Annotated in this window: 9 protein-coding genes; 4 read left to right on the top strand and 5 right to left on the bottom strand. The window is 54.6% G+C overall.

The window, feature by feature from the left end; genetic code table 11:
- Nucleotides 1-73: 73 nt before the first annotated feature.
- The 3 genes from pulA to NSU18_RS17815 all read right to left on the bottom strand — a co-directional run bounded on the left by pulA (nt 74) and on the right by NSU18_RS17815 (nt 6,608).
- Nucleotides 74-2,029, bottom strand: coding sequence for a type I pullulanase (gene pulA / locus NSU18_RS17805; RefSeq protein WP_341015063.1), 1,956 nt, complete (start codon nt 2,027-2,029; stop codon nt 74-76).
- 482 nt (nt 2,030-2,511) lie between these two features.
- Nucleotides 2,512-3,138 (bottom strand): C39 family peptidase, encoded by a 627-nt coding sequence (locus NSU18_RS17810; protein ID WP_341149669.1) that lies wholly within the window; start codon nt 3,136-3,138, stop codon nt 2,512-2,514.
- A complete protein-coding gene (locus NSU18_RS17815; RefSeq protein ID WP_341015066.1) occupies nt 3,135-6,608 on the bottom strand; it encodes a PAS domain S-box protein in 3,474 nt (1,157 codons plus the stop codon). Before NSU18_RS17815 ends, NSU18_RS17810 begins: the two co-directional genes overlap by 4 nt.
- Before the next feature lie 305 nt (nt 6,609-6,913).
- On the opposite strand from NSU18_RS17815, the gene NSU18_RS17820 reads away from it, so the two are divergent.
- The 3 genes from NSU18_RS17820 to NSU18_RS17830 all read left to right on the top strand — a co-directional run bounded on the left by NSU18_RS17820 (nt 6,914) and on the right by NSU18_RS17830 (nt 9,560).
- Entirely contained in the window at nt 6,914-7,738 is an 825-nt protein-coding gene (locus tag NSU18_RS17820) for a hypothetical protein (RefSeq protein WP_341149670.1), read from the top strand.
- Nucleotides 7,739-7,842: 104 nt separating this feature from the next.
- Nucleotides 7,843-8,949 carry a glycosyltransferase family 4 protein gene (locus NSU18_RS17825; RefSeq protein ID WP_341015068.1) on the top strand — a complete coding sequence of 369 codons (1,107 nt, stop codon included), beginning with the start codon at nt 7,843-7,845 and terminating at the stop codon, nt 8,947-8,949.
- A 284-nt stretch (nt 8,950-9,233) separates the two neighbouring features.
- Nucleotides 9,234-9,560, top strand: a complete 327-nt coding sequence (locus tag NSU18_RS17830) for a P-II family nitrogen regulator (RefSeq protein WP_341015069.1) — start codon at nt 9,234-9,236, stop codon at nt 9,558-9,560.
- Nucleotides 9,561-9,691: 131 nt separating this feature from the next.
- On the opposite strand, the gene NSU18_RS17835 is transcribed toward NSU18_RS17830, so the two are convergent.
- Nucleotides 9,692-10,933, bottom strand: coding sequence for a DUF445 domain-containing protein (locus NSU18_RS17835; protein WP_341149671.1), 1,242 nt, complete (start codon nt 10,931-10,933; stop codon nt 9,692-9,694).
- A gap of 229 nt (nt 10,934-11,162) precedes the next feature.
- Between NSU18_RS17835 and NSU18_RS17840 the strand changes: the two genes are divergently transcribed.
- Nucleotides 11,163-12,020 carry a Cof-type HAD-IIB family hydrolase gene (locus tag NSU18_RS17840; protein WP_341149672.1) on the top strand — a complete coding sequence of 286 codons (858 nt, stop codon included), beginning with the start codon at nt 11,163-11,165 and terminating at the stop codon, nt 12,018-12,020.
- Between the two features lie 130 nt (nt 12,021-12,150).
- On the opposite strand, the gene NSU18_RS17845 is transcribed toward NSU18_RS17840, so the two are convergent.
- A complete protein-coding gene (locus NSU18_RS17845; RefSeq protein ID WP_341015073.1) occupies nt 12,151-12,276 on the bottom strand; it encodes a hypothetical protein in 126 nt (41 codons plus the stop codon).
- Nucleotides 12,277-12,390 lie beyond the last annotated feature (114 nt).

Raw genomic sequence — 12,390 nt, forward strand, 5'->3', positions numbered from 1 at the left:
ACAGACAAACAGCAAAAAGCAGACTGCCCAGGCAGACTGCTTCTGCGATACCTATAATCGCGATAGCTATCAGTCAATTCACAGCAAGTACAATCATTCCAATTCCTGCAGCGGTTAAAATACCGCCCTCCAGCCCGCTGATCTGCTCCTCGCCGAATACGATGTCCCATGTGCCCAGTTCGGGCAGCTTCAGGGCTGCACCCTCCGGGTTGGCATTGTACAGAACGTACAGATGCTCCGCAGAATCTCCTCCGGCATGATCGCGGAGCGTGAAGGCCACCGCCTGCGCCGGTGCGTCTTCGAACACCAGATGGTCACGGATCTCCTCTGCGGTACGCAGCCGGAAGGCGGGATGAGCCGCGCGCAGCGCGATTAGCTGCTTCATGTACGCTACGGATTCAGCATGCTCCGCGCAGCGTTCCCAGTCCAGCCAGTTCACTTCCACTGGTGATTTATAGCTGTTCTCCACACCATCCTTGGTCCGCAGGAACTCCTGCCCGGCATGGATGAATGGAATCCCCTGACTGGTCAGCACGATGGCTGAGGCAAGATGATGCATGGTGAGGCGCTGCCCGTCTTCCGCTCCTGCCGTAGACAAGACCAGCTTATCCCACAGTGTATGATTGTCATGGCACTCCACGAAGTTCACACTCTGCTGCGGCTCCTGGGCGTATTGCCCGAGACCGGGCCCATAGTAAATCGCTCCGGCAATGCCCGCCTTCACATTGCGCTCGAAGCCGAACCCGCCGCTGATGAAGCCCTTTTGGTCATGGAGAAATATATTTCCTTTCACCGCATCGCGGAAGCCGTCATTAAAGTGTCCGATGCCCGGCATCTCATTGGCTTGACACTGGTTGGCCCGCTGCTCTTCTGCCAGCTCCGTATCCATCACCCAGCCTTCGCCAATGGTCATAATCGAGGGGTCCAGCTCATCCAGACGGCGGCGGATCTCATTCATGGTCCCTGTATCATGCAGTCCCATCAGATCGAAGCGGAAGCCGTCAATATGGTACTCCTTAGCCCAGTACAGCACGGACTCCACGATGAAACGGGACATCATCTTGCGCTCAGAAGCAGTGTCGTTCCCGCAGCCGGAGCCGTTGGATAACCGGCCATCTGCGGTGTAGCGCAAATAATAACCGGGAACCAGCTTGGTGAAGTTCACCCGGAAGCCGTCATAGACATGATTGTAGACCACATCCATAATGACACGCAGGCCGCGGTCATGAAGTGCCTGAATCATCGTCTTCAGCTCCCGGATACGCAGACCCGGTACATACGGATCTGACGCATAAGAGCCTTCTGGAGCATTATAGTTTTTGGGATCATATCCCCAATTATAGTGAGGCTCCGTAAGAAGGGTCTCATCCACGCTCTCTGTCGCATAATCATAGATAGGCAGCAGCTGCACATGGGTAACACCCAGACTGGCTATATGATCAAGACCGGTGGCAATGCCCTCAGGACCCCGGGTTCCGGCTTCAGCAAGACCCAGGTATTGCCCTGTATGCGCAATCCCGCTGGCAGGATGGACGGATAAATCGCGCAAGTGAAGCTCATAGATCACCGCATCCACCGGGTCCGCAAGCGGCGGCTTATCCTGCGTCCAGCGCGCGGGATCGGTCTTGCGCAGATCCAGGATAGCCCCTCTGTCCCCGTTCACGCCGACCGCGCGGGCGTACGGGTCCACCGCTTCATTCCATAGATCACCGATGCGCACCTTATAGGTGTAGAACATTCCGTCCAGATCACCCGGAACGCTGAGTCTCCAGGTTCCCCGGACGTCACGCACCATGGGAATCTGCCGCTGCGCAGCATCCTTCCAGGATGGATAGAGCACCAGCTCCGCTTCCTGGGCCGTCGGGGCCCACAGACAGAACGCTGAGCCGGACGCCGAATAGGTTAGGCCAAGATCCTCTCCTTCATAGCTGAACAGCTCATCGAAACTCCGGTCGAAGACAGAGATTCCGCCGGTAGCCGCCGGGTCCCCGTAATCAATCGGTTCCTTCATTTCCTTCTGTACTGACAAGGCATACCGCCTCCTTTACCCTTAACTAAATATACGGCACAATTTCAAGTATTTATTCAACTCTGTTTTTCTCTATATGAAATTTTATCCTAACCGCCACATTTGTGCAAACGTTTGAATCACACTCTGCAAGTGAAAACGGCATTACCGTCCTTTGTAAGGATAGGGCGAAGCATATACATTCTTATCGTTCAAAAAGGCCGGAACACAGCAGATATCCTGCCCCGGCCCGGCCACTATCTATCCACCCAAATTCTAACGGACCGGAGGGATCTTATCCCCGCGAAAACGCCACTTTTTGCAGCGTAACGGACTCAGGCGACCTTACAGTCTCTCTATGAGACGTTTCGGAGCTGAAGGGCAAAGGATAAGGCCTGTGGAGTCCGTTATTCGCCCGATTGGCGACTTTCTTTCCAAAATAGGAGCACCTCAGTCCGTTACGCCAAACCAAACGCCCCTGAAGAACAACGCCCGCTTGTCTGTTACTGCACATCTGGAGATTCCGGCAGGTTGAGCGACACCATCGTAAGTATTTTTTTATTCGCTGAATAGGAGATCAGCCGTTCTCTGCCCGGAGTATAACCGCCGCCCGGATGCTGCACCCCGTTGTCATGGACAACCAGCTTGCAGGAGCCGTCCTCCTCATCCTCATAGCCGATTCCCAGCACCCAATGATAGTCATACGCATATCTTCCGCGCCAGCGGAGGCTGAACCACTTGTCGAATTTGAGCGCGACCGGACGCCCGGCATTAATCTCGGCCCGGTAGCGCCCGATATCATTGAAGACGGATACCTCAATAAGGCCGGAGCGGTTGTGTAAAAGCGGCAGGGCTGAGCCGATGTACGCCCGGAGGCCTCTGACAAAGCTGCGTGTGCTCATGCCCCAGGGCGTCCCGCCATGGTGGGTATAGATATAATTGATATGTGCGGCCATGGAATCAAAATGGCGGATACCCGGAATAAACGTCCGGCTCCTGTTCGAATGCCAATATTCCAGAAGGGCGGCCATGGTTGCCGGTCCGCAAGCTGAGGAAGGTGAGGCTACGCCTGTCTCCCACTGTGTATAAGCCTTCGCCTTCAGGCGCTCCCCGGAAGTCTTCCTGCTCATAGGGATACCCTATGGCTGCAATGCTCCAGCACCCGGTCAATATCGGCAGCCAGGAACGGCTTGCTGACAAAATCATCCATACCCGCCGCGTAGCAGCGCTCCCGGTCCTCTTTTCTGGCATACGCTGTCACGGCTGCAATGTACGGCTGGTGCGGAGCAGGCGCCTGTTCGCGGATTCTGGCCGTTGCCGTAAGCCCGCTCATCCCCGGCATTTGAACATCCATGAATACCAGATCATACCGCTCACGGAGCACTGCCTGCACCGCAGCTTCGCCATGATCGACCAGATCGGCGGCATAGCCTCTTTTGTCCAGCATCGTAACCAGCAGCTTCTGATTCACCGGATGATCCTCCGCCACCAGTATACGCAGAGGCCCGAATTCAGCAGCGGATTGGCCTTCTTCCGGAATACTGGTCTGTTCAGAGGCTAACGCCGGATCAGAGACGGGCAACATGTCCTCCTTGCCTCCTTCCGGTTCCAGCTCAACATCTACAGGCAGGATGAAATAGAAATTAGATCCTTCCCCGACCACACTCTCTACCGTGATGGCCCCGCCCATCAGCTCCACCAGTTTTTTGCAGATTGCCAGACCCAGTCCGGTTCCCCCGTACTTGCGGTTAATAGACGGATGCAGCTGTGAAAAGGACTGGAACAGCAGCGGCTGCTTCTCGGGAGGGATGCCAATGCCTGTATCGGCCACGCTGAACTTAAGCGTCAGCCTCCTGCGGTCCCTGCTATATTCTCTGCTCAGCAGAATAGAGACTTGTCCCGTCTCGGTGAATTTCACGGCATTGCTGACAAGGTTCACCAGCACTTGGCGCAGCCGGGCCGCATCTCCCATAATCAGCTCCGGCACATCCGCAGCCATGCGGCAGGACAGCTCAATATTCTTTTCACGGGCCTTCGGCATGAACAGCTCCGTGATATTGTCGAGCAATTCCGCCAGACTTACCGGTTCACGGGTAAGCGTCATTTTACCGGCCTCGATTTTGCTGAAATCCAGAATTTCATTAAGAATATATAACAGGGATGCACTGCTCTCGCTGATAATCTGGGCATACCCCCGCTGTTCTTCCGTCAATTCCGTCTCAGCCAGCAGATCGGTCATTCCCATAATTCCGTTCATCGGTGTACGCAGCTCATGACTCATGATGGCAAGGAATTCCGATTTGGCCTGGTCGGCCTTCTCCGCCAGCTCCTTGGCCCGGATGATCTCCTTCTCCCCGGTAGTGTCACGGAAGACAACAACCGCTCCCTTACGCTCCCCCTTGTCAAACAGAGGGGTAACCTGGTACTCGGCCAGGAAGCTGGAGCCGTCCTTGCGCCACAGCACCGCATCCAGGCTCTGATGGGCTTCTCCTGCCCGGACTGCCCGCATCAGCGGAGACTCCTCCGGCCGGTAATGGTTGCCGTCGAGCGCAGTCTGCTGGATAGGGTCCAGGTACGGATGTCCGGTAATCTCATCACATTCGAAGCCCAGCATATTCGCTCCCGCAGGATTAATAAAGGTCACCCGCCCCTCGTTGTCCAGACCGAATATTCCTTCGGATACGGCATTGAGAATCAGGGTGTAATCATTGCTCAGCTTCTCAATCTGCTCCGTGTATCTGATATGATCTGTGATATCGCGGGAGATTCCATATACCCCTACTACCTGGTGATCCACAACAATTGGAATATTAATCGTATTGATCTCCACCGGATGCCCGTCTTTGTGAATCAGCGTCAGATCATAGCTCTGCGGCTCCCCCTGGCTGGCAAGAGTGAAGTGATGCAGCGTCTTCTGAATATCTTTGTCAGCGACCAGCGGCCCAAAATAATTCCCCAGCAGCTCCTCCAGCGAGTAGCCGCTCAGCTGCTCCAGATTGGCATTCGCCGTCAGATAATCCCCCTGCAGATTCATGGAATATACCGCCGCAGGATTATACTCGAACAGGGATTTGTAGCGCTGCTCACTCTCCTGCAGCTTCGATTCGAATTGCTTGCGTTCAGTAATGTCACGTCCTACCGCAATAATCTCTGTCTTCCGGCCCTGCGCATCAAAAATATAACGGCTGTTCGTCTCAAACCACACATAGGTACCGTTCTTGTGGCGGTAGCGGTAGGAGGCCGGGGGAATTAATCCCGAATCCTCACTCTCCGCCATCTGATTCAGAATCATCTCCAGATCATCAGGATGCAAGTAATCGTAGGCACTGGTGCCGATCATCTCCTCAGGCTCATAGCCGAGCAGCGACCGGCTGGCCGGCGAGCAATACAGGAAGATGCTGTCCTCTATCGCATGGCGGGAGATCAGGTCAAGGGAATTCTCGGACATCAGCCGGAAGTTCCGTTCACTCTCCCGCAGTTGCTCCTCCATATGCATACGCTCGGTAATATCCTGCATCATGCCGAACAGCTGGGCCGGCCGGCCCTCCGGTCCCGCAATAACATCCCACTGGACATGCACCATCAGGACCTCCCCATCCGGCAAAATCATCCGGAAAGCCGTGTTCCCCGGCTCCCCCAGTCCCCTGGCCCGTTCGACGGCCTCCCTCAGAATCGGAACATCCTCCGGATGGACCAGTGCCAGAAAGGCATTCTGATTCACATGCCCTGTCTCCACACTGTATTGCAGAATACGCTGCAGTTCATCGGAGAACGTGACTCTGCCCTTCAGCAGATCCCAGCCCCAGGAGCCTATTCTGGCCACCCGCTGGGCGGATGCAAGAGCCTCCTCGCTGTGCTTGCGCCGGGTGACGTTACGGCCAATCCCCATTATCCGTGTGATTTCACCCTTCTCGCCACGGATCACATGGAAGGAGGTCTCAAACCACAGATAGTGACCCTCCTTATGACGCAGGCGGCGGCTGGAGATATTGTTCTCCAGCAGACCGCCGGAGCTGTTGATAGCCCCAACATCGTCAAGATGATAGAATTCTGCGCGGTTCCTGCCGATAATCTCCTCTGGATAGTATCCAATCTGGGAGTAAGAGGACGGCGATATGAATGTTATCGTTCCGTCCGGCAGCGAGAAGGAGATCATACTCTGATCGTCTTTTATGAATAAATTGTACAGATCGCGGCTGTCTACGGTCAGCTGATCTGCAATTTTGCGGTCTGTTACGTCCTGTGCATATACAATAACAGTCTGGCCGGAAGGCTCCTCTTGAGCCGGAATGAAGGTCAGGGCGAGCCAGAACGGCTGCCCGTCACGGCCGGAGAACCGCTGATCCGTCTGGAGAGCCTGTCCTTGCTGCTGTGCAAGCTCTGTCACGATTCGCTGAATGGTGAACCGCTCCTGCAGTTCCCGGCCGGCCCCCGATTGAGTCCCTGAGAGAAACTCAGCTTCAGTGCAGCCCAGCATATTGCAAAAGGCAGGATTAATTTTCATCCATCGGCCTCCTTCAGGAGACAATACCGCCATCCCCACGGGGGATAAACGGAAGGCTTGATCGAAAATGCTGTTATTACTGGCCAAGTTATCCATTACATAAGACCTCCTTCATTCCGGGCTGGCGCTCGCTTCTGCAGACCCTCTGCTGTTCTTCGTCTGCCATTTCTACCTTCACAGTATACGCTATGACTGTCACAGAACGAAATGGAAGCCCAGTCCTTGATTTTTAAAAGTTCAAATTGAAATCATTGACAAAATATACGGTTTTCCCTATATTTAAAAATAAAACTATCTTCGTGACTCATTACGCCGGAAGCACCCGTAATAGAGGCCTGTTGGCCTTTACTGCGGGTGCTTTGTTTGTGTTCCGGGACATGAAGACAAGCGGAGGAATGTTAATGAACAATCTGTATAAGCCAAATTGCCTGCTGCTGTCTCTCTTGATTGCCCTTGCCCTAAGCTTCCCGGCCGGTCCGGCTTCGGCAGCTGCGACGGTCATTACCTCAACGGTTCAAGCTTCCTTTGACCTGACTGCTGCTAAGGCGGACAGCACTGCCCGCGCCCGGATGAAGAGCCAATTCACCGAATTAACCCTTCTGTCTGCCGGGTATGACAGCCGGGAGGTGCAGATCCGGGCGCTTCATGATCAGAATACAGAGGCGCTGAATGCAGTCCGGGAGTCCATCAAGAATATGGACCAGGCTTCCATCACCAAGCTGAGCACCTCCGTCAGCAGTGCCAAGCAGCGTTATCAGCCGCTGTTCGATCAATACAGCGCGCTGAACAAGCGGATCTCCCTGCTCAAGGGACTGAAGGACAAGACGCTGAATTCCGTTCTGAAGGCCCAATCAGAAGCCATGAAGCTGTTGGTCCAGATAGCCCGCCAGGAGATCCGCGACAAGGAAGCGCTGCTCAAGGCCGCCAAGGATACCCGTTCGCGCCGGATGGCCGCTGCCCGCAAGACCCTGGCCGGCATTGACAGACCGCAAAGCTTAATCAAATCACAAAAAAGCGCAGTCTCTGCCCTGAACAAGCGGCTAACGGCAGACTGGAGCGACTTCAAGGCGGCTATCCGCAAGCAGAATCCTGCTCTGGCCGGACAATCCTTATCTTCTATGGTCGCCGGATACAAGCAGATCGCAGCGGGCAAGCTGAAGATCCTGGAGTATGAGCAGACAATTGCCGGAATCATTGCCGCTACTCTTAAACAGACGGGCAGCTAAGCCGCAGACCGCCGTTCCCTGCTTGCTCCTGTGTCTTCTGCACGCCAGAACGCATATGTTAGGTTAAGAACCCTATCTACTATGCAGCGGGAGGAGCAGCTACAATGCACATCTGCATGATTGCACCGGAGCAGTTCACGGTTCCCGGGGACGGCTCTGTGGAGATTTGCATCTGGAATATCGCGCGGAGGCTGGCCAAGAGACATAAGGTAACCATCCTAAGCCGCAGAGCCGCCGGTCTTCCTGACACGGATGAGCTTGAGCAGGTCAAGTTCATCCGGCTGCCTTCAGGCAGCCCTTCCCGGTACCGCAGCTCCGTTCTCATGTTCCTGGAAGCTGCCGAACCGTTCGACCTTATTCAGATTGATAACCGGCCACGGCTGGCAGCGGCTGTGAAGCGGCAGTCCCCCGGCACTCCGGTGATGATATTCCTTCACTCTCTCACCTTCGTGCCCCAGGAGCCCGGCATCGCCCGCAGCCTGGCCCTGGCCGATGCCGTCACGGCCAACAGCAGCTCCCTGGAGCAGCGGCTTATCCGGAGGTTCCCCGGCATCCGCAGCAAGCTTCGTGTGGTTCCTCTGGGAGCAGACCTGTCGCGCTTCACTCCTGCGTCTGCGCAGGAGAAGGCGCGTCTGCGCACACTGCATGGTCTTGGCACCGGCTTCACGGTCCTGTTCGTAGGCCGGGTCATCCCGCGCAAGGGAGTGCCTGTGCTGCTCCGGGCCATGCACCGCCTGAACCGGCATATGCCTGCACGGCTGCTGATCGCGGGCAAGGGGAAGCCGCCGTATCTCCGGCAGCTGAGAGTCCTTGCGCGGCGGCTGGGCGTACACGTGTCTTTTCTCGGCAACATTCCCCATGAGGACATCCACAGTATGTATCAGGCTGCCGACTGCTTCATTTGCCCCTCCCAGCAGCATGAAGCCTTCGGGCTGGTGAATGTGGAGGCGATGGCCTCGGGGCTGCCGGTGATTGCCTCCAGCAACGGCGGAATACGGGAGATTATCGATTCGGGCCGTAACGGCTATCTGGTGAAGCAGTACAGGAACCCTGCTGCTTTTGCCAGCCGTATGCTGCAGATCGGCCGCAATCCGGATCTTGCCGCAAGGATCGGACTACAGGGCAGAAGCGACGCGCTGCAGATGTATGAGTGGCAGCATACCGCAGAGCTGCTGGAGAATATTTATTTGAAGCTGACGGGATTACGTTAACCAGAGGAGGCTTTCTCCTTCATGGCTCTTCTGGTTAACGAAGGAGCCCCCCCTTTACCTTGCAATGCTCCTCTGGAGGGCAGACGTTGCCAGCATGAAAGTCCAGTCAGGTTGCGACAATGTGTCATACGGATTTTGTGATCCTTCTCGCAGGATGCAGCCGGGAGTTAATCATATACTACACATGTAAGCGTTGCCATTAAACAAATGCATTGTACAGTAATCCACCGAGATATTGGCAACCCCCTACAACCTATTATTCGCTGTAGAAAGGGTGCATCGTTATGTTAATGATCAAAGCTATAGTAAGACCTGAGAAAGCGGATGAAGTGATGGCCGAATTGCTGCTGGCCGGCTTCCCCTCCATCAGCAAGATGGATCTGCTCGGACGCGGCAAGCAAAAGGGCATTCAGGTCGGAACCAACCATTACAATCAAATCTCCAAGAAGCTGCTGATGATCGTCATTCAGGATGATGACAAGGATGACGTAATCAGCATAATTATGCGTACAGCCAGAACCGGTGAGCACGGCTCCTTCGGCGACGGCAAAATCTTTGTCCTGCCGGTACAAGAGGTCTTCACCATCAGCAACGGCAAGAACCAGTTGTAGAGCGTCTTCGCCCTGTTATATTCGCGCCTTCTTATATTTTGAAAGAGGCAGCAAAGCATTCCCCCGCTCTCCGCCATCACGGACGACCGGGGACTGCCTTGCTGCCTTTATGAATTTTTGATATATCAATCTCAGATCAGCTGGATGACGGTAAGCACCAGCCCGACCACAAAGCCGCAGACGGCCCCGTTGACACGAATCCACTGCAGATCCTTGCCGACCTTCTCCTCCAGCATATTCACCAGAGCGGCATCGTCCATCTGATCGAGGTTCTCCTTGACCAGTTGCCCGATCCGGTAATGATTAGCTTCCACGAAGGAGATCAGCGTACCGCGAATCCGTTCTTCTGATGTCTGAATCCATTCCTTCTCCCGGCTAACCCGCCGGACCAGCGCGGCATACAGCGAGAACAGCCTGCACCCGCCCCGCCCCCGGTCCTCTTCCAGCAGTGTAACCGCCTTGCCGCGCAGCCCTTGGAGCTGCTGCAGCACAAATGCGGCGGCCGCTTCCCCTTCAAGCTCATTCAGCGCCCAATTCTTCAGCGAGGCAATCCGTTCTTCATCGCTCAGCAGCTGGAACAGAGCCACCCGGATCTCCCGGATAACCTCCTCCCGGTAGGGGCTATCTTCTTCCTTAAAGTCACGGATCGTAGACTGCACCATGCCCTGGAGCATTTCCCCCAGCATATCGGCATCCACGAACCCGACGAAGGCCTGGAAGGCCATCCCCTTCAGTCCGCCAAGCTTGACCTCGGCCAGCTTCTCGCTGGCGATCTTACCCAGCATAGCCCGCGTCTCCGGGCGTCCACTCCAGGCGGAGATCCCCTCCAGCGCAAAATCAAGAGCTGCAATATCCTTGCCCTCATTCATCAGGCTAGTGGCAATCGTATCTGCTGCGGCTCCAAGCTTAGCTTCACGCAGGTAGCTTGCCGCTGCCGATTGAATATATGGAACGGCCTGCTCTACCGGAAGCCGCAGCACGAAGCCCTTCAGCTGCTCCAGCACTTCCTGCCGCGCTTTCTTTCGGGAGAAGAACCGGGTCAGCACGGTAGCTCCGAGCGAAACTATATTGAATGTGCGCAGCTTATTCTCAATGCTCTCCTTGTTCAGCAGCTCATTCTCCATCGCAGAGATCAGGGACTGGATCAGCTTATCCCGGTTCTTCAATAGCAGCGAGGTATGCGGAATTCTCAGGCCCAGCGGATGGCGGAACAACGCCGTTACGGCAAACCAGTCGGCGATGCCTCCGACCAGACCTGCCTCGAAGCCGCCTCTCAGCAGAATAACTGCCAGATTCTCCGGCAGAAACAAGGTGAACAGAAAGCCGCAGGCCATAATAGCCAGTGAGATCGTAGCTAAATTTCTGGATTTCATCAGTATCTTTTCCCCCTTACATAGCGACCCCATGCCGCTAGCATCCCGGCCATCGTCCCTTGCACATGCAGAAGATAAACCAGGCTGTCAGGTTACAGGTCTGCCTTACATTGTACCACGTGAGTACTCTTTTCTGAAAATCCTCTAGATGATCACTTTCATTTCAAATTTTCCGGTCAGTCATGATAAAATACAGACAAAGCCATAGATAGAACAGGAGAACAATTACATGCTTATTGCACTGGATATGGACGGAACGCTGCTCAATGCGGAGGGTGAAATCAGCAACGAGAACAAAGAGGCTATTCTTCAAGCACAGCGCCTGGGGCATATCGTGATTATTGCTACAGGCAGGTCCTATATGGACGCTGAGCGGCAGCTGCGGCTGGCTGATCTGGAATGTCCTGTGGTGAGTCTTAACGGTGCTGTAATCACGCTGGCTGACCGGAGCGTGGCGGCAAGCACCCCGCTGAATAAAGAGGATATTATCCCCCTACTACGCTGGATGAATGAAATTCCTGAATTGTATTACGAGGTGTACACTGAGGATAATGTATATGTAGAGCTCGACAAGCGGGTACAGCTGGAAAAGCTGGCTGCTCATAAGGATACTGAGGTTCCCGAGGAATTGGCCTGGCTGCTTCAGGCGATGGTAGATCAGCAGTTCCAGCAGGCAGCGGTGACCTACGTGGAGAAGATGGAGGACGTCTGGAGCAAGGAAGAAAATCTGATCTATAAAACCCTGGTCTTCTCGCTGAACCGTGAGCTGCTGAAGGAAGCCTCTGCGCGGTTCGCCGCCATTCCCGGACTGATTATTACCGCATCGCATGTCAACAATATCGAGATCAACCATGAGGAAGCGAATAAAGGCGCCGGTGTAAGCATGCTCGCTGCCCATTACGGGATTCCCGTGGAGCAAGTGGCGGTGATGGGCGACAGCTACAATGATCTGCCTATGTTCGAGATGGCGGGGTATAAGATTGCCATGGAAAATGCCGCCCCCGTGCTGAAGCAGACCGCCGACTTCATTACGTTAAGCCATACGGAGAATGGTGTAGCGGCTGGGCTGCGGCATCTTCTCAAGTAGAAACGGCTTCGCCGTCCTTTTAAAGGACGGTACCGTTTCAGCGAGAAATAGAAGGATAAGTTATCGTGTGAAACATATAAGTTCTTATATTTGGACAGAAAAGCAGCCTTCAAATGAAGGCTGCTCTCTGCTACCTGCGGTCGGTTCCCGAGCGCCGGATGAAGCATAATGAGATGGCTCCCAGATTGAGGGCCAAATATAGAATGAGCATCAACCGTTCGGCATTGCTTAATTCCATAAGCACCGGAATAAACATGATATCCCTCCATTACCTCACTTCTATTTGTCCATCTGTTATAATCAGCTAGTCCTTTGTCCAATATATTAGTATTATCTGCCAAAAAGTGGACTTTATGATAAATGGCGTTAT

The organism is Paenibacillus sp. FSL H8-0048 (assembly GCF_038002825.1).
In the GTDB taxonomy this organism is placed as follows: Bacteria; Bacillota; Bacilli; order Paenibacillales; family Paenibacillaceae; genus Paenibacillus_AQ.

Coding starts and splice junctions, on each gene's coding strand:
- NSU18_RS17810 (WP_341149669.1), bottom strand. CDS start 3,138: ATGAGCAGGAAGACTTCCGGGGAGCGCCTGAAGGCGAAGGCTTATACA.
- NSU18_RS17815 (WP_341015066.1), bottom strand. CDS start 6,608: ATGGATAACTTGGCCAGTAATAACAGCATTTTCGATCAAGCCTTCCGT.
- NSU18_RS17820 (WP_341149670.1), top strand. CDS start 6,914: ATGAACAATCTGTATAAGCCAAATTGCCTGCTGCTGTCTCTCTTGATT.
- NSU18_RS17825 (WP_341015068.1), top strand. CDS start 7,843: ATGCACATCTGCATGATTGCACCGGAGCAGTTCACGGTTCCCGGGGAC.
- NSU18_RS17830 (WP_341015069.1), top strand. CDS start 9,234: ATGTTAATGATCAAAGCTATAGTAAGACCTGAGAAAGCGGATGAAGTG.
- NSU18_RS17835 (WP_341149671.1), bottom strand. CDS start 10,933: ATGAAATCCAGAAATTTAGCTACGATCTCACTGGCTATTATGGCCTGC.
- NSU18_RS17840 (WP_341149672.1), top strand. CDS start 11,163: ATGCTTATTGCACTGGATATGGACGGAACGCTGCTCAATGCGGAGGGT.
- NSU18_RS17845 (WP_341015073.1), bottom strand. CDS start 12,276: ATGTTTATTCCGGTGCTTATGGAATTAAGCAATGCCGAACGGTTGATG.